Origin of the sequence: Roseimaritima multifibrata (assembly GCF_007741495.1) — a bacterium.
GTDB lineage: Bacteria > Planctomycetota > Planctomycetia > Pirellulales > Pirellulaceae > Roseimaritima > Roseimaritima multifibrata.
Genome location: NZ_CP036262.1, coordinates 4,793,949 through 4,819,143, shown reverse-complemented (window position 1 = coordinate 4,819,143; position 25,195 = coordinate 4,793,949). Strand labels below are relative to the sequence as shown.

Genomic DNA, 25,195 nt, shown 5'->3' with positions numbered 1-25,195 from the left:
ATGGCCAGCCACATAACATGGCCGGCCATTCATTTGCATCAATCGCGAACGGCTGTTCGCTGCGAAGCCTGTTATGGTTTCGCGTGGTTTATGATTTCGCGTGGTTTATGATTTCGCGTGGGTATTGGTTTCCGCAAGGGTGTCGGCCGAGAAAGCATCCAGGCGGGCAACCTGAACCGTGTCGATACAGAACGTCAGGCGGTGACCGGGTTGAATTTCGCGGTGCAGGTAATCCCGCATCGCTTCGCATTCGGATTTGCTTGCGATCACTTCGATTCGGATTCGTGGGTGTCGTTCCGTCGGAGATTGAAGTAGATCGGTCTTCCCGGCTCCCTGACAGTTATGGATGGTATATCCGCTGGCCCCCAACGCAACCAATTGCTCGACAATCTGTGTTTCAAGTTCGGGCTCGGTCAGAATCGTCAATCGCTGGATCGCTCCCAAGCCACGGCGGCGCGCCGAATACGCGTGCCCTGTCATCGGTTGGTGAGCCTCAAGGCCGACCACCTTGAACGTCAGGTTTTGTTGCTCGAAATCGTTTTCCATTTCGTGCAATTTGTCCATCACACTGTGATCGACCAAACGAGTTTGCGAGAGGTCAAGTTCGACATTCTTGCGATCGACTAGTCCTAGTCTTTCGATCTGTCGTCGAATGGGAATCCAGTTGCTGAACACGGCTGATTCGTAGGCGGTCAAGTGAACCGTTTCGCCGTCGTCTTCAGTCAATTCGATTTCGGGCTTGAAGAGGGAATGCAGCGTGACACCGTTAGCGATATGGATAATCACTTTGGTTGCGATTCCGATCATGATCCCGATCAGAAGGTCGGTGGCGAGGACGGCGACCAATGTGACGGCAAAGATCACCAGTTGTTCGCGTCCGATCCGCCAGACATTCATGAATTCGCTTGGATGAGCCAAACGGAACCCGGTATAGATCAGCATGGCTGCCAGCGCGGCCATGGGAATGCGGTGCAGCACCATTGGGATCAAGGCGACGCAGACCAACAGGAACATCCCGTGCCACAGGTCTGCAAAACGGGTGCGAGCACCATTATCGATATTGGCCTTACTACGGACGATTTCGGAAATCATCGGCAGTCCACCGACCATCGAAACCAATAGATTGCCTGTGCCTACCGCGACCATGTCGCGGTCCATGCTGCTTTTGCGACGCCAGGGGTCGATCAGATCAATCGCTTTCGCGCTTAACAAGGATTCCAGGCTACCGATAATGAAGAACATAAACACCCACTTCCAAGCCATCGGCTGCTGCAAAGCGGTGAAGTCTGGAGTTGTCATCTGGTCAAACATGCCAAACACTTTGTCTGGCATTTCGACAAGGTATTGTTCGCCCAGTTGGTATTCATGGTTCTGAAGCACATAAGAATGTTTGTGCATCAGGTCGAAAGCCATTCCCATCGGTACGGCTACCAAGAGCACGATCAACGGGGATGGAAGAACCTTTGCCGCGGGGAATTTTTTTCCGACCAGAGGCCAAAGGAACATGATCAAGATGCTTACGACTCCGATCGCCGCAATCGCTGGGTTGGCTTCTGCAATAAAATTCGGAATCTTCTGTAGCAGTTCAAGAGGGCTACCCTTGGCGTTCACTCCCAAGGCTACGGGGATCTGTTTGGCGATGATGATCACGCCGATCGCCGCCAACATCCCATGGACGGCAGAGATCGGGAAGAATTCGCCCAGGATGCCCGCCCGGAAAAAGCCGAACAAGACTTGGAGGACCGCTGCGGCAACGCCCACTGCCAAGGCGGCTCGATAGGCCGAAATGTCCATTTCGGTAAGCCCATTAAGCGGCCCGTCTCCTCCGAACGCTTCAATGCATCCGAGGGCAATCACGATCAGACCGGCGGCTGGCCCTTTGATCGTCAGTTCTGAATTGCTGATGACCGTCGCGACAATCGATCCAATAATCGCGGTGAAAATCCCCGCGATCGGCGGATAGCCGCTGGCCATCGAAATCCCCAAACAGAGAGGAAGTGCGATCAGAAAGACGAGGAATCCGGAAATCACATCGTATTTGAAATACTTTTTAAAACCATGCAGGTTGCCACGGGGGATTTCAGCGTCGGTGGGCTTCATAATCGGTCGCGATAACTAGAGGTGGGATGAGCTCAAATAGATGCCATGCTGGGCCGTCATTCCGCTAGCAGAGGAGTGTGAAATCAATTGGTGACGGTTTCCGTGTGGGAACCACCCTCTGCCGACGGCAGCTACGGCTTTCACGTAGCGACGCTCGCCAGAGCGTGGTCAGACCGGCAATCAGTTACCTATAAATTTCACGTCCCACTGCTGGGCACGGCACCTTGCCCAGCCACACACGCAGCCAAGCTTGAAAGACCGCAGAACGAGGCAAACAGCTTCGTCAGCGGAGCTAACGCAAGTCGTGTGCCAGGACGGTTTGGGAACGCGTTTCGGCAGCAAACCGATCGCCGTTTCACAGGTGCGTATGCCCGACCAAACGGTAGAAAACACTCACGGAAACCTCCCGTGTTAGGCATGGGATTCGCGGGGATAAAAGGTTCGAGATTCGCGTTTGTGATTTGGTGCGTGCAGGTCTCTGCACTGCACGTGCAAAGAATTGCACTTGCTCGCCTAGACCGTTTTAACGGTTTCAAACCAAACGCAATATTCGATTGCGGTAATCCGTAAATGGTTTGGTGTAACCTGTTTACGGCAATTCGGCGAAGGGGTTTGAAGGGGTGCAAGAAAATGCCGAAACACAGCGTTTTAAAACACTTTCCGCCGATTGAGGGAGCCGTCATTTAGAGCGGCCGCCGATCGCATCGGTTCATGAACCTCGGCCGGATAACGATGCAAAGAGGGGGGGATGGCGATGTCTGTAGTGGAAGCAACGTTTCGTAAGCGATAAGGTTCAAATCAGCTCGAGCATTCGCATCGACGCTGCGGAATGTTTTGGTTTTGGGGCACCCGAGCATTTACTCTTTTTCTTCAGGGATTCGATGGGCGAGAAACGCTTGCATAACGCAGCAACCTCGACAAACATTCCGATGGCGGTCTGGCCGTGGATTCTATGCATGCTGGTCAGCGGGGCTGGAAACGCTTCGGCTGGGATGCTGGGATCGGTCTCGGTTTCACCAAACGAGATCCATCGTAGGGGCTTCGAAAATGGTCCCCCGATTGTCGTCAACGAGTGCCGGCAGCAACCGGAATTCGCGTTGACGCCCAAAGCCAACGTGCAGGCTACGGCGATCCTCGACGGGCGCCATGCCATGCCAATCGAGCTGGGAAGCGGCCCACTGGCAGGCACTGGCGACCACCCCGAACCACTGCAGACGCTTTGTCCCGTCGTGGTGACATTGGCGGTCGGACGGAGAAGAGACCCACTGCAAGCCGGGGAGAGGTGGCTTGAAACGCTCCGTTCTTGTTTGCCTAGATGGCTGGGATTGGTTCCTGTTCCGCTCTCTGCGATGGCGAGCGATTCCACTAGTTCGGACGGTGCGGCCAGCAATCGCACGATCGCTTACCAGTTCCTTGTTGGCGTCGTCCTTTTGGCGTTTGGAATGTTCTTCTTCTGGCGGAATCGTTCGCAGCAGAAAAAGATTCAGCATCTGGCCGGCGAGCTGCTGTTCCTGAACGCCCGCGTGGAGTCGACATCGCGTGCGGTGCATGAAGGCATCTTGGTCTGCGGTGTCGACGGTGCGGTCCTGGATACCGACGCCGATTTGGCTCGCATCTTTGGAGTGGAAGTGACAGAAGTGCAGCACGCAAATGATGCACTTCAGCGTTTTGTGCTTCCTTATGTTTCCGAGGACGATGCCTTCGTTTGTTTTTGGGAGACCGCGTTTGCGGACCGGACGTTGACAGCGTCGCAGGAATTTTACTGCGGGATGACCCAAGGTTGGTTGTCGGTTTATACGTCGCCGATCTACGACGACACCAAAACCTTTCGCGGCCGGATCTGGACCTTTGACGACATCACGAAACGAAAGCACTTAGAAGAGGAATATTTGCAGTCGCAGAAAATGAGTGCCATTGGAAGGCTTGCCGGTGGCGTTGCACATGATTTCAACAATCTGTTGCAAGTGATTGGCAGCAGTTTGGAATCTCTTTCGGTCGAGACTCGTTCGATTCATCAGCATGACCAGTTTTCGACAGCCACTTCCGCAGTCCTGCGAGCTTCAGATTTGACCAAGCGGTTGTTGACGTTTGCTCGGCGGACCACGTTGCAAACAAGAACCGTGCCGATGAAGGAGGTGGTGGGGGAGGTCAAAAGTTTGATGGCCAATATGCTTGGTGCCAATATTCGTTTCTTGATTGAAATGGATCCGACCATCGGGTCTGTCGAAGGGGACGCAAGCCAGTTGGAACAGGTGCTGGTTAATCTGTGCATCAATGCTCGCGACGCGCTGACACAGCGAACCGGAACGATTCGCTTAATCGCAAAGAACGCCTCCCACGAAACTTTGGGCGCGACGATTTATTTAAGTGTGATCGATGATGGGGTGGGGATTCCTGATGAACTTCAAAGCCGAGTCTTCGAGCCCTTCTTCACCACGAAACCGGTTGGAGAAGGCACGGGGTTAGGGATGGCAATCGCGTTCGGCGTTGTCCAGCAGCATAAGGGGTTGATGTATTGTCATTCCATGATCGGCGAAGGGACGCGTATCGAGATCTTCTTGCCGCGCTCCGAGGTTGCCGAGCCGCGATCGGAATCAAAGCCGTTAGCGGGGGAAACCAGTTTTTGGACCAAAACGCCGCGGCGGATTTTGCTGGTCGACGATGACCTATTGGTTCGGCAGTCGACTAGGTTGCTGCTTTCGCAACTGGGGCACCAGGTCGAAGACGTGCCCGGTGGCGAAGACGCGCTCGCTCTCCTGGCAGGCGGCGAGTCGTTTGATGTGGTGATCCTTGATCTTACCATGCCTGAAATGTCGGGACACGAAACGCTGGAGCAGATGAAATTGCTTTATCCCGATTTGCCGGTGATCCTATGCAGTGGGATTTCCGCCGAACCCTCCGCGGTTTTTGCCGACGTTTTAGTCCAGGCGGATGCCTTTCTTGGTAAGCCCTATCGCGTTGAGGACATCAGTCGGTTGCTGACTTCGCTTACGGTGTCGCAGTCGACGTAGGTGTTTGAGCGATCTGTGGGGATGTTTTAGTTTGTCGGTTTGGTTTTGGGAGTGAAGGGGTACTCGCTTGCGCTTCGTGCTTGTATTGATTTGCTTAGATGGTTAGTCGTTGGACTCGGTGGTTGTTGCTGTCTAGGACGTGGATTCGATCTTTTGAATCGATCACGACGCCCCATGGTTGGTATAGCTGACCAGGGGAATGTCCGGGAGCGCCCCAGTGAGCGATGAATTCTCCTTCGGGGGTAAAACGCTGCAGGCGTTGATTGCCGTATTCGCAGACCACCACGGATCCATCGTGGCAGAGGGCAAGATCGTACGGAAAGTACAGTTCACCCAGCCCGTGACCACGGCTGCCCCATGTCGTCAGGTGGGCCGGTTGTTCTTGTTTGCAGTCATAAACCTGGACGCGGTGATTGCAGGCGTCGACAATCCACAGGACATCATCAGGGGACATGACCAGGCTTTGCGGGCGAACGAATCGTCCGGGTTCCTGTCCTGTTCCACCCCACTGCGTGAGGAAGGTGCCATCGGACGCGAATTTTTGGATGCGGTCGGAATCCCCGTATTCTCCGATGTAGTAGTTCCCTTTTGAATCGCAAGTCGCATCGGTGACGAAGGCGAATTCGCCGGGACCAAAACCGGCGGTCCCGCCGATTCTTTGTTCCGGGAGAATCTTTCCCGTCAGATCAAAAATGGTCATCCGGTGATAGTGGGTATCCGCGACCAGGATTCGGCCATCGTTATTGGGGGCGGATGGATGGGGGCTGAAGTCGATCGTCAGCCCTGTAGGTCGGCCATTTGAAGTTTCCGGCATTTCCCACTGTCGCAGAAAATTACCGTCGACATCAAACACTTGGATTCTTCCTGTCGTGTCGACGATGAACAGTTCGTCTTGGGGATCGATCGCAATCGCGCGAGGTTTTAGGAAGCGTCCTTGTGACAATCCTCTGCGGCCCCAGACAAGGTCTGGGACGTCCCCCGCTACGGCGGGAACACATCCCGGCAGGGTTGCCGCGGCGGTTGCCAACAGCGTCGATGTGACGTGCTGAATCCATTGGCGGCGGGGGTACTGATTCATGGATTGGAAATGAAAGGTGCTGGAATGCAGGTCAACTGCGGAAGCCGACGCCATTTGGGGCCGGGTTGCTGGAAAATAGCGGTCCTCTGTAGAATATCACAGCTTTGCATCCAAATTTCTACTAAAAATCCTGTCGTCTGGCCTTTCCTCTATGGCAACCATTGTTGATTTGCAGCAAGCGGAAGATCCACGTGATTTGGTACATCGTGCGGTCCAAGCATTGGCGGAGGGGCATGTTATCGCGGTCCCCACCGAAACCGTTTACGGGTTAACCGCCAGCGGATTGGACGAAGATGCGGTTGAAACCTTGGTGCAAATGAAGGGACGCAGCGATACCGCTCCCCTTGCGATTGCTTTGCGGAGCATCGACGCGGTTTGGGATTTTGCTTGTCAGTTGGCCCCTTTGGCCGAGCGACTGGCTCGCCGTACCTGGCCTGGCCCGTTGACCTTGGTCCTCCCCTGTCTGGATCCAGATTCGGCTTTGACGCAGCTTCCCGAATCGGTTCAGCGCCGAGTCATGGCGGAGGACGGGTGTGTCGGGTTTCGGGTGGTCGACCATCGAGTCTTTGAAACGATTCATCAATTTTTTGCGGCTCCCTTGGTTTTAACCAGTGCAAATCCCAGCGGAAAACCGGCCGCCACCACGGGAACGGAAGTCTTTGATTATTTTGCGGACGAGGCGGCTTTGCCCCTTATCCTGAACGACGGCCCGTGCCGGTATGCTGGTGCGTCGACGGTCGTCCGCGTTTTGGGGCATCGTTACGAAATTCTTCGAGAAGGTGCCATAGAAAGGGCCGCAATGCGACAGTTTGCGAAACCAATGATTGCCTTGGTCTGCACAGGAAATACCTGCCGTAGCCCGATGGCTGAAGTCCTCCTGCGAGAACGATTACGTAAAAAAACGGGGCGGGAAGACGCGGTTTTGGTGGTTTCTGCTGGTGTCGCTGCGATGCCGGGATGCGGAGCCGCTTTGCAGGCCGTCGAGGTCATGGGGCAACGCGGGCTGGACCTGACCGGGCACGCCAGCCGCCCGCTGGATGATCGACTGATCGAATTGTCCGATCTGATCCTGACGATGACCGCTCAACACCGGGATGCCATTGTTGCTCGCTGGCCGCATGCTGCCGAACGTGTTAAAACGCTCCTCAGAGACGGACGCGATGTCAGCGATCCCGTCGGAGCACCGGTGGAAGTCTACACCGCTTGTGCGGACCAGATCGATCAAGAATTGGATGCTTGGGTCGGCTCTTTTGGAGACGATTGGTATCCCTCTGAAGTCGACGATACAAAGGGGCAGGAATAATGCGAATCAGTATCGGTAGTGACCATCGCGGCGTGCGAATCAAAGCCAAATTGGCACAAACCTTACAAAATGAAGGTTTTGAAGTCTCCGATGAAGGGACTCCGGACGAATCGGTCTCCGTCGACTATCCCGATTATGGCAAACTTGTTGCAAGTAAAGTCAGCAATGGCGAAGCCGATCGTGGGATCCTGATCTGTGGCACCGGAATTGGAATGGCGATCGTCGCCAATAAATTCTCCGGAGTTCGGGCAGCTGCTTGTTTTGACGAAGTGATGATCGAAATGAGCCGAAGGCACAACGATTTGAATGTGCTGTGCCTGCCCGGAGATATGATTGGAGACCGCTCCGTCGATGATTTGGTCCTGTTGTGGCTGAGGACGGATTTCGAAGCGGGACGACACGCTCGTCGCGTCAAAAAAATTATTGAACTCGATTGATGTGGACTGCTATGCGATTCCGGATGCCCCTTCTTGGTTGCCTGATTCTGGTCGGTTTCTCCTTTGGTGCCGACCTGAGCCCGCCCCTGATTGCGGAGGAGACCGGTAAAACGGTTCGCGATTTTGGAGCGATAGGAGACGGGGTTGCAGACGATACCGCGGCCGTTTTGGCTGCGGTGAAATCACAGCCCGGTGACCTCGTTTTTCCTGCTGGCACCTATAAATTAAGCCAGACAATCGAGATCTCGCTCGCCGAAGTGGGGCGTTTTTCGGTCCGAGGCGAAGGGGCCGCACGGGTGTTGATGAGCGGACCGGGGGCTGCATTTCGGATTGTCGGAACCCATACCGGTACCGCCGCCCCCTCCTCGTTCAAGCCAGGGATTTTTGAGCAACAGAATACCCCGTTGGTCGATAACCTTGAAATTGTCGGAAAACATCCCGATGCGGTTGGGGTCCAAGCGGTGGGGACCATGCAGCTGACGGTGACCCGCTTGGTCGTTAGCGACTGCCTGCATGCGGTCCAGCTGATAAAAAGGAATCGCAATGTCACCCTGTCGGAGTGCCATTTCTATCGCAATCGTGGAATCGGTCTGTTCTTGGATCGTTTAAACTTGCATCAAATCAATGTTGTCAATTGCCACATTAGCTACAACGCCGGAGGCGGGATTGTCGTCCGCGATAGCGAACTTCGCAATTTACAGATCGGCAGCTGCGATATCGAAGGGAATATGGGTGATCTGTCGGCGCCGGAGACGGCCAATGTTCTGATCGATGCGACGGGAACGTCGATCGGCGAAGTCGCCATCGTTGGCTGCACGATCCAGCATACGCACAGCGCAGCCAATTCGGCAAATATCCGGATTCTGGGGGAATCGAAAGCCGTTTCCTTTACCGATGAACGGCGCCACGGAAACATCACGATCGCCGACAACATCCTTTCCGATGTGCAGCGGAACATCGAATTGGTGGGGTGTCGCGGAGTCACGATCAGCGGCAATACGATCTGGAAAGGGTACGACCGAAATGTCCTTCTGAAAGATTGCAAGAGTGTCGTCATGAGCGGAAATTTACTGGACCGAAATCCGCGTTACGGATATGGCGATGCCAAGGATGCAAAGTTAGGAGTCCTTTTTGATTCCTGCCAGAACTGCACGGTCAGCGGGAATCAGTCCTCAGGGCCGGTTTATCAAGCGGCCGCCTGGGAATTTCGTGATTGTGATCGGATCCATGTCCATGGCTGCACGGTTCTTGATTACGCCACGCAAGGTGTCCTCTTTCAGGAAACGACACGCAGTCAGCTGGAAGGCTGTATGATCCGTGATGATGCGAATGAAAACGCAGGCGATCCGGTGGTTTGGGAAAATCGTTAAAGATTGCAAGCGGGTTTTTTTCCCCCCGCTTGCCAGTTCGCCTCGGATTGCGAACACTTGTACTTGTAACTATCACACGACCCATCGAAGGAACGTCTAGATGAACGAAGGGGTGCTGCAAAACAGCCACTCGTACCAATCCTATCAGCGTCAACGTCAGATGACGCTTGGGGATTTGTTGCTAGAGAACCGGATCGTCTTTTTGCAAGGCGAAATTCACGTTGGAAACGCCAATGAATTAGTGATGAAATTGTTGTATTTGCAGAGCGAAAATCGCCGCAAAGACATCCATTTCTACATCAATTCGCCCGGAGGAAGCGTGACCGCAACGCTGGCGATCTTTGACACCATGAAGATGTTGTCTTGTGATGTGGCAACCTACTGCGTCGGCGAAGCCGCCAGTGGAGCTGCGATCCTGCTAGCCGGTGGAACCAAGGGCAAACGCTATTGCTTGCCGCATAGCCGAGTCATGGTCCATCAGCCAATGGGCGGCGTCGGTGGACAGGTCAGTGATATCGAAATCCAAGCGGCTGAAATTTTCCGCTACCGCGATGTGCTGAACACCATCCTGAGCGATGCAACCGGTCAGCCGGTGGATAGAATCGGCAAGGATACCGAACGCGACTTCTTCTTGCCGGCTGAGAAAGCCAAAGAATACGGTTTGGTCGATGATATTTTGACAAAACCGCCAAACCCTGAAGGTGAAGAGGCCAGTAGCTAGTTGACCGCCTGGTCGCACTCCCAAAATACGATCAATCTGAACACGAAGGGTTCTAAGAAGATGGCTCCGATTCCGTACGTTATTGAAAAAAGTGGCCGCGAAGAGCGGACCTATGATATCTACAGTCGCTTGCTGAAAGATCGCATCATCTTTCTAGGTCAGCAAGTCAACGACGATATCGCAAATGCACTGGTTGCACAGTTGTTGTTCTTGCAGTCGGATGATCCTAAAGCGGACATCCATCTGTATATCAACAGCCCCGGAGGAAGCATTTCCGCTGGGTTAGCAATCTACGACACCATGCAGTTTGTCTCCTGTGATGTGGCGACCTACTGCATTGGACAGGCCGCCTCGATGGGCGCCGTGTTGTTGACCGCGGGAGCGAAAGGGAAGCGTTTTTCACTTCCTAATGCCCGCATCATGATTCACCAACCGTTGGCCGGAATGCAGGGATCGGCTCATGAGATCCAGATTCACGTGGAAGAACTCCGCCGGGTCAAACGGAAAATGAACGAGATCATGATCACCCACACCGGTCATTCGCTCGAGAAAATCGAAGAGGACACCGAACGCGATCGCTTCATGTCCGCTCAGGAATCGTGCGACTATGGACTGATCGACAAAGTCGTCAGCTCGATCAACGAACAGTAGGAAAACCTGCTCTGTGCCGCTCGCTGCAAAAAACTCTCCCCCGGGAGAGTTGACGGTGGCGGCGGCTGACCGGGTGCGTTTTTTAAAGGAGCACCCGAATCGTTCGTTAAGAACATTTCTGTCTCGCGCTGAGACTAACCGACCCCTTCTTTCTTTCTTAGCGGAACGGCGCGAGCCGTCCGGCAAGTGACTGGGGTAGGCAAAACATTGGCCGGACGGCTTGCGCCGTACCGCTAGGAAACGCTCTGCGTGTTTGCCGCGTCTTGACCGTACTCGGTCCGTCCGGATCGACCAGCGACGTCGCTTGGTTCACCTTAGCGGGTGAGGATTCGTTTCTGGCGTTCGGTGACTTGGATGCCAAAGTGGTCTAAGTATCGCTGCGTGTCGTTGACGTAGTTGACGTCGCCGCCGCCGGTTTCGAATCGGAAGTGGGTTTCGGGAGCGGGAGGGATCGCACGGAGGTCGTAGATTCGCAAGTAGCTGATCAGACGCCGGTCTTTCCCCTCGGTGTCGGACCAAAATTCGAAGCGGATCGGTAATCCTTGCCCAAATCCAGATTCGTTGTTTTCTGCGGCGATGGCGATCGCAACCGAACGAGGGCATAGCGGCGGCCAATCCTCACGCTCGGCGGCTTTGAGGATCGCGGCCTCGGTTTCAGGGCGAATGTTCCCTTTCAGCATCCAGACCGGTTCCCCTTCCAGTTCACCGGTTACCTGTTGCAAAGCAAAATCGGCATGTGCTTTTTCCAGCAGTTCCACCAAACCGCCAACGCGAAGCCGTGGTTTGATCTCGGTCCTTGCTCCGACGACCAATTCGTCCAGTCGAGCCACATCGACGCGGCGAAGACGAATGGAGTCACCGATTTGCTCTCGAGTCCAGGCAAGGCGACCGTCGCAGACTTGTTGGAGCAGGCATTCGCCGTTGGAGGTCGGGATTCGCATGTCCATGCTGACCCGGCCCGTGTTGCCTCCGGCCTGTTCGTAACGACCGACTCCGACGGCATTGCGACCTTCGGTCCGAATGTGTTGGGTTAGTTTTGCGTCGAAGGCTTTTCCGGAAGTCAACTGTTGGATCGTTTTACGAATCAGCAGTTTTGCCGCTTGCTGCCGAAGCAGGAGGGCTTGGGCCGCCTCGGCCGCCGCGCCGGAAAAGGGCGTTTGCGAAATGGGGACATCTGAATTCATTGCATCCGAAATCGGCGCATCCGCAATCGGCGTTACGGGCAGTCGGGTTTCGGGAACCGGAGGCGTCGTTGAAAACCGCTTGGTGGCCGGAGCGGGGTCGCTCTGGAACGGCGAAGGGGCGGTTTGGATCGGTGGAGCGGCCGCGCCGGTGTCGGCGGGAATCGGGGGGGCCGAGTCGATTTGAGTGTCGGCAGCCGAAATTTTTCCCAATTGGGGAAGCAATAACCAGCCTGCAGAGGTTGCTAGCACTGCCGTAAATAGGAGGAAATTACGGTGCGGAATGTGTCGGATGATCTTCATGGGCCGGTTATGCCGGTTTTGTCAAAGAAATGATAGGGAGAATGCCGATTGCTGAATATTAGCGGCTGAGGTCTCCGCGTTCGGTTGTTCCGATCGTGATGGATAGTAGGCCGCCCAGTCGGTTCAAGTCCAGGCGAATTGCTGGCTGGCCGAAGGGATTCGCGTGTAATCAGCAACTGACCGCTCACCTATCAGAAATGAGTTCTGTTCGACCGGCCGTGTAAGCGGTCCTGCCGAAGGGGGAAAAAGATGAAACGACTTGTTACCCACTTATCGCTCTGTCTCGCTGCAGCGGTCATGGCAGCCGGTTGCACTCCGGTCCGCCATAACCTGCCACCGGAACAGCGCATGCTTGAACCAGGCCCAGGCGTCGGAGGCCCCGGCCCCGGAGTTCTCGGACCACAGCGGGGCGGAATGCCCGGCGGACCAATGGGCGGAATGCCTGGCGGACCAATGGGTGGAATGCCCGGCGGAATGATGGGCGGAATGCCCGGTGGACAAATGCCTGGCGGACCGATGCCCGGCGGACCAATGCCTGGGGGCCCAATGCCCGGGGGAAGCCCCGAATCGGGAATCGCACAGGCCCAGTACTGTGGCCCTGAAGGCGGACCGATGGGCGGAATGATGCCAGCAGGCATGATGGGGCCGCCTCCAACCGTCCAGGTTACCTTCGGCAAACCCGAATCGATGCACGTTCGCTACAGTGTTGGCGGACCGGGCATGTTCGACAGTGAACCGTTGGTCGTTCCGGCTCGACAGTACTTCCCTCAAGGAGGGCTGTACCGCCTGAAACTGACGAATATCATGAATCGCGAAGGGGTCGAGCTCTATCCGACCGTGGAATTGGCTTATGCAAATCCACGTACCGGGGCTTACTTGGCTCACAACTCGATTCCTGTGCAGTTTACCGATGAAGACTTGGATCAAGTCCTAACCGGTAACTTCGTGACCAAAGTCATCTACCTTCCAGATCCGGACTTCCAAGGTCCTGCTCTGGCTGGGATCGACACCTTGGTTAGCACTCGACTGGATCCAGGCGTCGACCCAATCGTCGAAGCCGACCGTCGCGGTTCGATCCTTGCGATCATTCGCTTGGGCGACAAAGACATTGAACTGGGACAGGGAGCCGGTGGAGAGTTCATCCCAGGAATGGCAATGGTCGGCAACGGCTTGCCAATGGCCTTTGCACCAAGTGCAAGCTGCGGCGAAGGATCGTGTGGCCCCAGCGGCAACTCGGCTCCTTATCCAACATCGCTTCCCGGACCTGTCTCCGGCGTGAACATTCCTCAGTACGGAATGCCGATCACCGGAACACCGATCGGACTGCCTGGACCACCACACATCCCATTGGGATCGCCTGCTGGTCTGCAGAAACATGTGATGAAGAACCACACTCGGATGAACATGCCACAGCCCGTTAGCAAGATGAAGATCAACGTTCGACAGAACCCTGGATACAGCTATCCAAACCCTGTCAGCCGAATCAACATCAATGAGCAGAACATCAATCCGGGTACTTCACAGCATCGACCGTTGTCTGAACTTCACAGCCAACGCGTTCAGTAGAGTTGCAAAGATGTGACCGTAGCCAACCGGCCCTTGAGACGATTGCAAAGAATCTCTCGAGGGCCTGGTACGTCCGCTCCTCTGGGACGGACATTAAAAGATTCCTTGACTTCCCCCGGCACTTGAAGCGTCATCCATGCGTTATCTGAATCTGCAAATCAGGATGTTGGTCATCGCCCACGCTCTCCTGCTGGTCGGTGCGAGCGAATTGGTGGCTCAGATGACAGCCCCGATGCCCGCGGGAAATGTAAACTATCTGCTGAACGGGCAAATGCCTCCGGGAGCGGTTGGGTCGGCTCGACTCCTTAGCCGTGCTCCGGTGCAAAACTACTACCAGCCTGTCCGGATCAACGGGCCCAAAGGGGCGCGTTTTGAAATTGCCGAGGGAGACGTCTTTCAGCCCAATGATCAGGATTCCTTGCATGCCGGGTTATTGATCGGAGCCGTTTATCGGCTGCGAGTCACGTCGATTCCGGGAAACCCTGGTGCGGAAATTTATCCGACGATCGAAGTGATCGATCGAACCTATCCGCCCGAAGGCCAAGCGACGCGATTTCCGATTCAGATCAATCTGGAACAGATCGACATGCAAGACGCCCTAAAAGGCCGCATGGTCACTCGTGTGGTTTATCTGGAAGATCCTCAGTCGGCACTTCCGCTGGCGGAAACGCCTGATACCGCTCGCAGCTTCAACGTGATGTTGCATCAAGACCCGCTTCAGGTTGCCGATCAAATGGGACGCCCCGTTGCGATCATTCGCATCGGATCGATGACCCCGCCCAGCGAGCCCAGTTTGATGCCGCAGTTCTTCTTCGGAAGCCCTCCCTGGGTTGCACACTTTCCGGTTGCAGCAGAGGGGCCGAACAAGATCGATGAACACGCGATCCTGCGGACGCCTCATATCCCACGTGATGACCTCGGTTCCCAACCACTCCCTTACCGACGGTAGCTTCGCATGGCTGGAAATTCGAAACAATTGGATCAAGAGAAACCGATGAATACAGCAATCGTGTCGCTACGATGTTTCAGCCTGATGGCGACGGTTTCGCTTGCGAGCCTGCTTGGTTGTACGTCGGGTAAATTGGGCCCCAGCTTGATTAGCCATTCTTCGGGCGACGCGGCGGTCGCCCCGGCAGCCGTTGTTGCGGCTCCGGTTTCGACGCTTCCAAATACAAATACAAATACAAATCAGCTTCCGCCCCAGACGCCGGCACCAGTTCAGCGGATGGCTGCGGTCCCGATCGCAACCGACACCGCTTCGGTTGAGGGGGCTGCGGTTCAGGGTGAAGTGGCGCAGGTCGCTTGGAATCAACCAACCGCCGGCGGACAACGCCTACTGGGCGGCCGTCCGACACCTGCCATGGCACACCCTATGGCTCATGCGCATGCTCCCGCTGCAAATGGTGCCCCAGCGGCCGGCAGCGATTGCAGTTGCTGTAACAAGACCAGCTGTTTTCAGTCGGGGCCTTGGAATCAGTTTGGTACCGATCCACAAGAATTTCTTTGCGATGGTGGAGACCTTTCCGGCAACGCCCATGTCCGTCAAGACGACGCGTTGGTCGGGATCGATTTGGAAGACACGGTGGTGAAATACACCACGCAAAAAGGTGAAATCCATGTGCAGCCGAGCAATCGCGTTTGCATTTATGCTCCTCGCTTTGCCGCCGTTCGCAAAGTGACCGAAGCCGTAGCAGGCGAACAAACGGTGGCCGCATTAGGTTACGACGTTCCCGAAGGCCCAGGGCGTATCGATCTAAATCAACCTAGCAGCGCAGTGACGGCTCAACATAGCTTGGAACGTCAAGTGGTCTCGCGAACGGTTGACGCGATGCGAGACCTGGATCGTGGGATGCCTATTGAAGGCGTCGATCAACCGTTGCTCGCCGAAGACACGCTGGCGATTTTGCAGAACCTAAGTTTGATTTCTCAGGGGATGCTAACCGAAGCGGATAAGCCTTGGCTAAGCAAGGGAGCGTTGGCCGCCGAAACATGGACGATCGAAGAAAATGTCGCGGTTACGGTTGCCGATGTGTCGCCGGTCGAACAGATTCGTCATGCGGCCGCAGAAGGTTTGACCCTGTATGAATTCCCCGACGCTGGGCGATTGCGAATCGTCAAGCTGGCGGACAAACAGGATGCCCTGCCAGGCGAGATCGTCACATTCTTGCTCCGCGTCGATAACGTTGGTGATTCACCGGTTCGTGACGTGGTCCTGACCGATAACTTGACCAACCGCTTAGAGTACGTCGCCGACAGTCAGACCTGCTCGAGTGGAGCCGAGTTTGAAACCGAAGTCAACATCGGCGGCTCGTTGCGGCTCACGTGGAAGTTGACCGATACCTTAAAGGTCGGAGAAAGCAGCTCCATTCGCTTCCGCTGCAAAGTCCGCTAAAGCGGGATTTCAGTATGTCGCCTTTCCATTAGCTTTCCCGGGCGGCATTCTCGCGGAGCGAAAGGCGACACTCTCTGCGAGGCTTCGGTTTTGTTGCCTGACGGTTTGCGCGGTTCTCTTGACGGGGTAACCTATATCTCCGACGGCGACCGTTTGGGAACCGTGGGATTTCAATCCGTTTCTCTTGCGGAGCAAGCAGATACCGATGGGTAATAGCTACCTTCTTAGGCCGCGTGCTTGCTTAGCCGCGTTTGCGTTTTTCTGTTCCCTGATGGTCTCGCCTGCAATTGCTTTTGAAATCAATCTGCAACCTCCTGGCGATCGTGAATTTGTCCGGGACTTGGCAGGGATGCTGGACGCTCAAGACAAAACGCAAATCCAAGAGATCTGCGATGCGCTGCTGACCGACAAAGCGACTCCGATCATCGTGATCACGATCGAATCGATGGCGAAATATGGGGGCGAGGGTCTGCGGATTGAAACCTTTGCCACGTTGCTTTTTGATCAGTGGGGGATCGGGCATCCAACCCTTGGTGATCAGGAATGGAACACAGGCATCCTGCTTTTGGTCTCAAAGGATGATCGCAAAGCAAGGATTGAGCTTGGCGGCGGTTGGGGACGCCGCGAGGACGCTTTGTGCCGCCAGATCATGGATGACCAAATCATTTCGCGGTTCAAACAAGGGCAGTTCTCGATGGGGATTGTCGCCGGAGTTGAATCGCTGGACAAAATGGCTCGAAAGCTGGAACTGCCCTCGGCTCCGGCCGCCAAAAGTATCCCCAGGCCTTGGTGGCATTACGGTTTGATCATCGGCTTCGTGGCTCTGGCGATCTTCACGGTCGTGTCGCTGATCCGCAACGGCTCCAGTGGTTGGGCTTGGGTTTTTTGGGGTGTTGTGTTTGCGGTGGTCGGAACCCTGCTTTATCAGTTTTTGAAAAATCAAAGCCGAGGTGGTGGCGGTGGAGGTGGGGGATTCAGCGGTGGGTCGTTTGGTGGAGGTTCCTCCGGCGGCGGTGGCGCGACCGGATCTTGGTAGTCATCGCATCCGCGACTTCGTAACAAAGAAAAAAACATGCAACGCGCATCGAGCCTTTTTAATACCGAACAGAAACAGCAGATCGAAGCGGCGGTCGCTGAAGCGGAGTCTCGGACGACGTCGGAGATCGTGCCCATTGTCGGGACGGTTTCTGGTCGATACGAGCGACCTCAAGATATGGTCGGACTCTGGCTGGCAGGCGTTGCCGCGGTCTTGGTTTGGCTGATGTTCCCTCGAGATGACGATACGTTGGGTAGCTGGGAAGGGAGCGCCGTTTACGTAGGGCTGGCGGTCATGGTCGTTTCGATCTCGGCAGCTTTTATCATCGGAGTCTTGGCGGCAAATCGGTTCGCGTGGCTCTGCCGATTGTTCACGCCTGGGGACCAGATGCGGGAACAGGTCCTGGTTCGAGCTCGAGAATTGTTTTTTGACAATCGAGTCCACCACACGAGTGGGGCGACCGGGCTGTTGATCTACGTTTCATTGTTTGAGCGTCGAGCTGTCATTTTGGGAGATAAACAAATAATGGGTAAGTTGGGGCAGGAGCCCTTGGACCAGCTTTGCCAGCAATTGACCGAAGGCCTCCATGAGGGCGATTTCGCAGCCACAATCGAGTCAGTCATCCGCAACGCCGGAGATCAGCTAGCAATCCCCTTCCCCCGCACCGAACCAGGAATCAACGAGCTAGAAAACACCCTGGTTCTAATCGACGAATAAAGAAAGTCTTCTCTCTCCTTCTTACCTATCTTGCCCACTCTAAGACTGGCGGAAACGTTTCCCCACATCGCCTCGCGTAGGACGTAGATTTATAAAAGACATAGGTCTGGCTCCCCTCGCCCCTAAGCGAGCTCTTTGTTGCGGAAGAAATCTCTGCTAGCTCATTGCGTGATCTCTGCCTCTTTGTTTGATTTCGTGGAGCTCGCTTGGGGGAGAGGGGGAGATTTCCAGGCGGCGATATTGCAGCGAAGACGCGGTGAAAGCCTCGGATTTCAAGCGATTATGCCACGCCTTGCCCAACGCTGTCGGCCCCTCTCCCCCAGCCCCTCTCCCCCAAAACAAGCCTTTGAATCGTCCTTAATTGCATTAGCTGGCGAACCGTTGATCCAGTATCAAACCTGTTTTAAGCGAGCTTGTTTTGAGGGCGAGGGGAGCCAGACTTTCTTCAATTATAAATCGCACGTCGCTAGCAAGGGATTCCACAAGCCAAGTAAGAGTCTGCAAAATGAGGAATGAGGAATGAGGAATGAGGAATGCAAAGTACAAAGTGCAAAGTGCAAAAATCTCCAACAGAGGCAGTCATTTTGCATTTTGTACTATTCATTTTAGCTTTTCCAATTCTTCTCACCCGCGAGCCACCTTCACAGCGGGCAACCCCACCCCAACTTCCCCACCCATCCACCACAGAACGATTTTCAGCAGCCCACTCCCCACTCCCGCCTCCCACCTCCCACCTCCCACCCTTTTTACTCTATGCCTCGTCTACCCTTTGGTTTACGCTAGGAAGACCCCTGCTGCGTCGTCCTCAGCAAGCCGCTTTCGGTCTTTTTTCACGATGAATGTTCCTTTCCGCGTCCTTCCCCTGCTGGCATGCTGAAAGCTCTCGAACTAGCCGGCTTCAAAAGTTTTGCGGATAAGACGCGCTTTGACTTTCCCGACGGGATTACGGTCGTTGTCGGACCGAATGGATCTGGCAAGAGTAATATCGTTGACGCGATGAAATGGGTGCTTGGCTCGCAGAGCGCCAAGAGCCTTCGCGGCAAAGATATGTCGGACGTGATTTTCAAGGGCTCGCAGACTCGCGGTCCTTCCAATTCTGCCGAAGCGACCATTGTCTTTGACAATTCCTCGGGGATCCTGCCCGTGGACGCTCCAGAGGTCCATGTGACCCGCCGAGTCTTTCGCAGCGGCGAAGGGGAATACCTGATCAACGGGCAGGCTTGCCGATTAAAAGACATTAAATCGTTGATCGCTGGGACAGGGATCGGGATCGATGCCTACAGTCTGATCGAACAAGGCAAAGTCGACCGGATGTTGCAGGCCAACGCGAAAGATCGCCGTGCGATCTTCGAAGAGGCTGCGGGGATCAGTCGATTTAAAGCCAAAAAGGTCGAAGCCGAACGTCGATTGGCCCGAGTCGATCAGAACTTGGTCCGGCTGGGTGATATCGTCGATGAAGTCGCCTCTCGCCTGCAAAGCCTGAAATCACAGGCCTCCAAGGCCGAACGCTATCGGCAGTCCTCGGAACGTTTACGCGAACTGCGTACTTCCTTGGCTTGGACCGATTGGTCGGTGATGTCGGAGGAGCTGCAGTCGGCCGAACACGATCTGAAAGAGATCACCGAACAAGCCGAATCGGAAGAGAAACGACGGGACGAATTGGCGGAGCAACGCCAGGCGTTCGAGATCGGGTTTCAAGAACTTGCCGAACAGGCGAGGCAGGCCGAGACCGATCGCGCCAATATGGCTCGAGAGATTGCCGTTTTAGCGGGCCGCCGCGATGCCGATGCTCATTCCCAGCAAGAACTGGAACGAGCCATCGCCAAAGGACGCCGACGGGTTCGACTGCTGCAGTCGCAAGCCGGTTCTGCGGCAGCCGAATTTCGTGGGTTGCGCGACCGATTGGCAATCTATGAAAGCGATTTCGCCAAAGCTCAAGCTTCTGCCGATGCGGCCGAAGAGGTGCGACGCGAAGCCGGGGAAGCGGCCGAAAAAACTCGCAGTGAACGAGCCGAAACGCAGATCCGGCATCTGGCCAACCTGCGGAAAGTCGCCGATCTGGAAGGAAATGTTCAGCGGTTGCAGCAACAGCTTGAGCAATCGGCCCGATCTAGCGAAGCGTTGGCGATTCGAAAACAATCCGCTCAGGCGATGCTGGAGGAAGCCGATACGGAGCACCAGCGTTGTCGGACGGAACTGGAACAACTGAACCAGTCGATCAAGGATTCCGAAAAGAAGATCGACTTGGCGTTGGCTGAACTGAATGAGAAAAAGCGGCTTTTGGAGCGGCGTCGTGAAGAGATCGCTGCCCTCCAAATGCGACTGCAAGGATTGACCGAAAGGCAGTCGGTCTTGCGAGATCTGCAGAAAAGACAAGAGGGCGTGGACAGCGGTGTCCGTTCATTGATGGAGCAGGTCCGCAGCGCCAATGTCGATGTTCTGGTCGACGTCTTAGGAATCGTCGCGGACCACGTGCAGACCGATCCCGATGTCGCTCCGTTGATCGATGCGACGTTGGGACCTTTGGCCCAGTATGCAATCGTCCGGCACAGTCGCGTCCAAGAGGCGATCCTTTCGGGCAGGATTGAAATCACCGGCCGAGTTGGTTTGCTGCGAATTGATGAACTGCCGACTCGACGCCCCGGCGATAAAATTCGTTTGGATGGACTGGGGGGCGTGATCGGTCGTGCCGACCGGATGGTCCAAACCGAACCGGAGTTCGAACCGCTGGTGAGGCACTTGCTTGGCACGACCTGGATCGTCGATTCTCTGCAGACCGCGCTCGGACTGCGGAAGCTAAGCGGGGCCGGTTTGCGTTTTGTGACCAGCCAATGTGAATTGTTGGACCGTGATGGCTCCCTGATCGTGGGGCCGGCGACCGCCGCTGCCGGATTGGTCAGCCGTCACAGTCAATTGGCGGCAACCACCAAAGAGATTCAGCACTATCGCTATCAGTTAAGCGAAGCGGAAGAAGAGGCCGGGCGGTTGAAGCTGCGAGTCGACCAAGAGGCGGCCGATATGGGCCGGATCGAGGATGGACACCGCGATGCGATCACCAAACGGGCTGCTGCGCAAGCCAGTTTGCGACACTCTGAAGAACGGTTGGAATCCTGCACCACCGCCCTTCAAGATCTGAACAAAGAGATCGAAACCGCTGAAATTGCGCATTTGGAAGCGGTCGAAAGCCAAGAAACCTTTGAGTCGCAGTTGCGGTCATGCCGGCAGCAGATCGCTGAAATCGAAGCGGAAGCGACCGCCAGTGACTTGGAACTACAGCAGCGTGAATCGACGTTGCGAAAAGCGACCGACCGAGTGATGGCGATCTCGGTCGATGTAGCTCGAGCCGAACAAAAGGTGGAAGCGGCGACGGCAACCCTCGAACAGCAACGCCGCGATCAATCCGAACGCCAAGCCGCCGTCCAAGAAGTTCGCGTCCAATTGAAATCGGACACGGACCGGAGTGAACAGCTGAAACTTCGGCAGTTGCAGGCCGACGCAACCCTCGCCTCGCTGCATCTGCAAGCCGAAGAATCGGCGGCTCAGATGCAAGTTTTGGCCAGTCAAGCAAACCAGTTGCGAACGAAACAGCGTGAACTGCAGTCCGCACTCGATGCGGCGGGGAAAGCGGCCGACAAGGCCTCTCGCGAACTGCATGCCCTTTCCAGTCGTCGCGACACGACGCGAATGAAACGAGAAACCCTCGCCGATCGCCTGCTGGAAGATTACGAAATCGATCTTCGTGGCAGTGAGCCTCCGGAAGATCATCAGCCGGTTGAAGATCGGGATTCGGTCGACAAAGAAATTGGACGACTGCGTGAGCAACTGCAGCGGACCGGTTCGGTCAACATGGAAGCGCTTGACGAACTGGAAACTTTGCAGACACGTTACGATGAATTGCACGGCCAGTACCAAGACCTGACCGCCGCCAAAGATTCGTTGCAGCGAATCATTCAGCGAATCAATACCGATAGCCGACGCTTGTTCATGGACACGCTGGAGGCGATTCGGATCAATTTCCAGCGGTTGTATCGCAAGTCCTTCGGGGGCGGTTCGGCCGATTTGATTTTGGAAGAGTCCGACGATCCATTGGAAGCCGGAGTCGAGATTGTCGCGACTCCTCCAGGCAAGCCGGCCTTCTCTAATTCATTGCTTTCCGGTGGTGAAAAAGCGTTGACCGCGGTCGCTTTGCTGATGTCGATTTTCCAGTACCGCCCTAGCCCGTTTTGCGTTTTGGACGAAGTCGACGCACCATTTGATGAAGCGAATATCGGTCGATTTGTTACCGTGTTGACCGAATTCTTAGATCAAACCAAGTTTGTGGTCGTCACTCACAGTAAAAAGACGATGACCGCCGCCACCACCTTGTACGGTGTGACGATGCAGGAATCGGGGGTCAGTAAACGAGTCTCGGTTCGTTTCGAAGATGTCAACGAAGATGGCGAAATTAATAGTACCGACGCTGCTTGATTCTGAGTAAAACAATGCCTGAAATCACTTTTCCCGTCCTGAAAAAACAATTGCCTCCCGCGATGGTTGAGGTGATCTCCGCCACTCCACTGTCGCCGCTGGATGCTGGGGATGCGGTTGAAAGTATCGCAAAGTACATCGCTGTAAACGGGGATCTGGAAAGGTCCGCGGAGTGGAATTCTTTGCAAATCGATTTGGTCTGCTCAGGGCTTTGGTTGTTGGCCGGAGAGCTGGATCGGTCGCACGACATCAGCCAGTCGATCAAGACTCCGGAAGGAAGTTTCTTGCATGGGATTATGCATCGCCGAGAGGGTGATTTTGGGAACTCAAAATATTGGTTCCGGCAAGTCGGTCCCCATGCGGTTTACGCGCAGATCGCACAGGCGGGTGGCGGCGTGCCTGAGGAACTGCAAGCCGATGGAGCGCTAGATCCATACGCCTTCGTCGACGCCTGCCAAAGCGCTGTTCGCGGCAAATCGAACGCGCGGCCACTGGAGCAGATTCAGTGGAACGAGTGGCAAGCGTTGATGGCGGATATCCTGCCCAGCGAGTAGTGGGGGCGAAGAAGTCGCCATGAGAACGTCGGTGCTCTTTTTGTCGCCTTTCGCTTTCGATTGAATCAACAAACCGGTAAGCGAGGTATCGCGTCCAGTTCCTCGCTTACGCGTTTTGAAGTTGCGTTGTCGGGATGCATTCCCCTCTGGCTTTGTGTCGGCCCTTCGGGCCTTTTCACTAGCACATTTTCCCATGCCGGGGCTGCCAAGCCCCGGTCGATGCGCAAGCGTAAAAGAAAGGGTCGACACAAAAGACGCCATGTCGATGCCTGCAACATTCGATACCGAGGGCTTGCTAACGTATCGAATGACTGAATTGCAAAAAACGTAACTTCAAAAGTTGCGCAGCCGGGTGGGATTTTCTGATGCATTGCCGCACCGCAGCAACCCCGCTTGGAAACCGTCTCCAATAGACTGCACGTCGCCCGCGAAAGAAGGTTGAAGATAACGGTCTTTCGCGGGGGACGTGAAAAGAATAAGTAAAGAAAATCTGGCTCCCCTCTCCCCCAAGCAAGCTCCGACAAATCCAACGAAAAGGCCGAGACCAGGGAATGAGCTAGCTAAGATTCCTTCCGCAACAAAGAGCTTGCTTAGGGGCGAGGGGAGCCAGACTTTCGTCAATTATAAAATTCACGTCCCGAGCGAAAGGCGACAATCACTAACCCGTCAGTTAGGCCTCGCAAAACCCAACTGACTTCCTGTGCTCAGCCCGCTGCGGTGCCCGCTTCTACCAGGGCGGACCTGGTGATTTGGTGAGTGGCTGTGCGGCGTCTAGAAGCGACTGTGGGATGGCAACCGCTTTGCGGATCCGTAGGTTTACGAATGCCCAGCGAGTTGCGCCGCGGCACAAAATGGTGCGGTCTGCGGGCCGGCAAATCAAAAATTTGCGCTCACATGAAACGTGACTGACTTCCGATACCCATGTGCGGACGATCAATTGATCCTCCGCAAAAGCGGCCGCTCGGTAGGTGATTTCGTGAGACCGAACCACCCAGCCGATCCCGTTTTCATCCAATTGGGCTCGAGAATCCCAGCCTCCCGCTGCGGTGTGGCGATGAGCCGCCCACAGAGACCACTGGAGGTAACGCAGGTTGTGGACGTGATCCTGTGCGTCGATTTCGTCGGCTTGAACCACATATTCGAAATCGAAGACGGCTGACACGTGTGGTACATCCATTTTGAGTTGTGCGTTGGAAGCCTCTGCTGGAACTACCAGCCCAGAACGTATGCAAACATCAAAGGGGCGCAGATCGTTGCGTCACTTTGAACCATAAACTTGGGTGCATCACGATCGAGTTTGTACCACGTGATTTTCTCGTTGGGAACCGCTCCGCTATATCCACCGTAACTGGTGACTGCGTCGCTGATCTGGCAAAAGTACCCCCACAGAGGAATATCTAGTTTCAAATCTTGGATCATCAGCGGTACAGCGCAAATTGCGAAATCTCCTGCGATTCCGCCACCGATTTGAAAGAATCCGATCGGATTGTCGGTCGAATTCGCCTGGTACCACTTGATCAGCCGTTCCATCTGAGCGGTGCCGCTCAGAAGGCAATTGTGGGTGGCGACTTTTCCCTCGTAGACGCGAGCGGCAAAGATATTGCCAAGGGTTGAATCTTCGTATCCAGGGACGAATACCGGGATTCCCATCTCCTTGGCGGCAACCATCCAGCTGTTTTCCACGGGGATTTGGAAGTGCTGTGGCAATTCAGGGTCGTCCAGCAACCGGAACATGTACTCGGCCGGAGTATAAGCCTGCCCGCTGTCGGCCGCTTCCTGCCACAGTTTCAGCAGGCGGCGTTCCAGATGACGCATCACGGTTTCGGGGATGCAGGTGTCGGTGACGCGGTTGAAACCTTCGTCCCGGAGGGCCACTTCGTCATCCAACGAAAGGGCTCGCCAATCTTCGACGATTTTGTATTCGTCGTGAGCGACCAAGTTGAACAGGTCCTCTTCAAGGTTGGCCGCTGTACAGCTGATCGCGTGGACTTTGCCCTGACGGATCATCTCAGCAAGCGAAATCCCAAGTTCGCCGGTGCTCATCGCGCCAGCCAGCGAAACCAACATCTTGCCATTGGTCGGTTCGCTGACAAACGAACGATAAGACTTGGCCGCAGCCAGCATCTCGCGAGCGTTGAAGTGCCGGTAGTGATGCTCCATAAACTTTGAAATGGAGGCTGGGTGCCCACCGTAGGCGGAGCTCGATGGAGGCGTGTTTGCGTTTGTTGCAATCGGTTTTGAAGACATGGACGGCTCGATTGGATTCTGGGGTGCCACGACAAACAAATAGCGTGTCGCGACACCATAG

At 55.2% G+C, this 25,195-nt stretch carries 18 protein-coding genes; 13 read left to right on the top strand and 5 right to left on the bottom strand.

Annotated features, from left to right (window positions below; translation table 11 throughout):
* Nucleotides 1–105: 105 nt before the first annotated feature.
* Nucleotides 106–2,100 (bottom strand): SulP family inorganic anion transporter, encoded by a 1,995-nt coding sequence (locus FF011L_RS17460; protein WP_145352880.1) that lies wholly within the window; start codon nucleotides 2,098–2,100, stop codon nucleotides 106–108.
* An 881-nt stretch (nucleotides 2,101–2,981) separates the two neighbouring features.
* Here FF011L_RS17460 and FF011L_RS17455 point away from each other — a divergent pair.
* The gene (locus FF011L_RS17455) at nucleotides 2,982–5,111 is read left to right on the top strand and encodes a hybrid sensor histidine kinase/response regulator (RefSeq protein ID WP_145352879.1); all 2,130 of its coding nucleotides are present in this window, start codon (nucleotides 2,982–2,984) and stop codon (nucleotides 5,109–5,111) included.
* A 94-nt stretch (nucleotides 5,112–5,205) separates the two neighbouring features.
* Here FF011L_RS17455 and FF011L_RS17450 read toward each other — a convergent pair whose 3' ends face one another.
* On the bottom strand, nucleotides 5,206–6,189 hold the full coding sequence (locus tag FF011L_RS17450; protein WP_145352878.1) for an NHL repeat-containing protein: 984 nt from the start codon (nucleotides 6,187–6,189) through the stop codon (nucleotides 5,206–5,208).
* 151 nt (nucleotides 6,190–6,340) lie between these two features.
* Here FF011L_RS17450 and FF011L_RS17445 point away from each other — a divergent pair, with 151 nt between their 5' ends.
* From FF011L_RS17445 to clpP, 5 genes are all read left to right on the top strand, one after another.
* A complete protein-coding gene (locus FF011L_RS17445) occupies nucleotides 6,341–7,492 on the top strand; it encodes an L-threonylcarbamoyladenylate synthase (RefSeq protein WP_145352877.1) in 1,152 nt (383 codons plus the stop codon).
* Nucleotides 7,492–7,929, top strand: a complete 438-nt coding sequence (gene rpiB / locus FF011L_RS17440) for a ribose 5-phosphate isomerase B (RefSeq protein WP_145352876.1) — start codon at nucleotides 7,492–7,494, stop codon at nucleotides 7,927–7,929. The genes FF011L_RS17445 and rpiB overlap by 1 nt, the downstream gene beginning before the upstream one ends.
* The gene (locus FF011L_RS17435) at nucleotides 7,929–9,299 is read left to right on the top strand and encodes a right-handed parallel beta-helix repeat-containing protein (RefSeq protein WP_145352875.1); all 1,371 of its coding nucleotides are present in this window, start codon (nucleotides 7,929–7,931) and stop codon (nucleotides 9,297–9,299) included. Before rpiB ends, FF011L_RS17435 begins: the two co-directional genes overlap by 1 nt.
* A gap of 100 nt (nucleotides 9,300–9,399) precedes the next feature.
* Nucleotides 9,400–10,020 (top strand): ClpP family protease, encoded by a 621-nt coding sequence (locus FF011L_RS17430; RefSeq protein WP_145352874.1) that lies wholly within the window; start codon nucleotides 9,400–9,402, stop codon nucleotides 10,018–10,020.
* 60 nt (nucleotides 10,021–10,080) lie between these two features.
* On the top strand, nucleotides 10,081–10,671 hold the full coding sequence (clpP, locus tag FF011L_RS17425; protein ID WP_145352873.1) for an ATP-dependent Clp endopeptidase proteolytic subunit ClpP: 591 nt from the start codon (nucleotides 10,081–10,083) through the stop codon (nucleotides 10,669–10,671).
* 314 nt (nucleotides 10,672–10,985) lie between these two features.
* Here clpP and FF011L_RS17420 read toward each other — a convergent pair whose 3' ends face one another.
* Nucleotides 10,986–12,155 carry a hypothetical protein gene (locus FF011L_RS17420; RefSeq protein WP_145352872.1) on the bottom strand — a complete coding sequence of 390 codons (1,170 nt, stop codon included), beginning with the start codon at nucleotides 12,153–12,155 and terminating at the stop codon, nucleotides 10,986–10,988.
* Between the two features lie 249 nt (nucleotides 12,156–12,404).
* Between FF011L_RS17420 and FF011L_RS17415 the strand changes: the two genes are divergently transcribed.
* The 7 genes from FF011L_RS17415 (at nucleotide 12,405) to FF011L_RS17385 (ending at nucleotide 22,887) form a co-directional block, all read left to right on the top strand.
* Nucleotides 12,405–13,721 carry a hypothetical protein gene (locus tag FF011L_RS17415; RefSeq protein ID WP_145352871.1) on the top strand — a complete coding sequence of 439 codons (1,317 nt, stop codon included), beginning with the start codon at nucleotides 12,405–12,407 and terminating at the stop codon, nucleotides 13,719–13,721.
* A gap of 136 nt (nucleotides 13,722–13,857) precedes the next feature.
* Complete coding sequence (locus FF011L_RS17410) at nucleotides 13,858–14,670, top strand: hypothetical protein (protein WP_145352870.1); 813 nt, start codon at nucleotides 13,858–13,860, stop codon at nucleotides 14,668–14,670.
* Nucleotides 14,671–14,676: 6 nt separating this feature from the next.
* Nucleotides 14,677–16,113 (top strand): DUF11 domain-containing protein, encoded by a 1,437-nt coding sequence (locus FF011L_RS17405; protein WP_145352869.1) that lies wholly within the window; start codon nucleotides 14,677–14,679, stop codon nucleotides 16,111–16,113.
* Between the two features lie 205 nt (nucleotides 16,114–16,318).
* The gene (locus FF011L_RS17400; protein ID WP_145352868.1) at nucleotides 16,319–17,149 is read left to right on the top strand and encodes a TPM domain-containing protein; all 831 of its coding nucleotides are present in this window, start codon (nucleotides 16,319–16,321) and stop codon (nucleotides 17,147–17,149) included.
* Between the two features lie 36 nt (nucleotides 17,150–17,185).
* Nucleotides 17,186–17,866, top strand: a complete 681-nt coding sequence (locus FF011L_RS17395; RefSeq protein ID WP_145352867.1) for a TPM domain-containing protein — start codon at nucleotides 17,186–17,188, stop codon at nucleotides 17,864–17,866.
* An 870-nt stretch (nucleotides 17,867–18,736) separates the two neighbouring features.
* Nucleotides 18,737–22,333: a chromosome segregation protein SMC gene (smc, locus tag FF011L_RS17390; RefSeq protein WP_145352866.1), complete on the top strand. Its 3,597-nt coding sequence runs from the start codon at nucleotides 18,737–18,739 to the stop codon at nucleotides 22,331–22,333.
* A 14-nt stretch (nucleotides 22,334–22,347) separates the two neighbouring features.
* Nucleotides 22,348–22,887 (top strand): hypothetical protein, encoded by a 540-nt coding sequence (locus FF011L_RS17385; RefSeq protein ID WP_145352865.1) that lies wholly within the window; start codon nucleotides 22,348–22,350, stop codon nucleotides 22,885–22,887.
* A 727-nt stretch (nucleotides 22,888–23,614) separates the two neighbouring features.
* On the opposite strand, the gene FF011L_RS17380 is transcribed toward FF011L_RS17385, so the two are convergent.
* Nucleotides 23,615–24,064, bottom strand: a complete 450-nt coding sequence (locus FF011L_RS17380; protein WP_145352864.1) for an acyl-CoA thioesterase — start codon at nucleotides 24,062–24,064, stop codon at nucleotides 23,615–23,617.
* 32 nt (nucleotides 24,065–24,096) lie between these two features.
* Nucleotides 24,097–25,134, bottom strand: coding sequence for a deoxyhypusine synthase family protein (locus FF011L_RS17375; RefSeq protein WP_145352863.1), 1,038 nt, complete (start codon nucleotides 25,132–25,134; stop codon nucleotides 24,097–24,099).
* Nucleotides 25,135–25,195 lie beyond the last annotated feature (61 nt).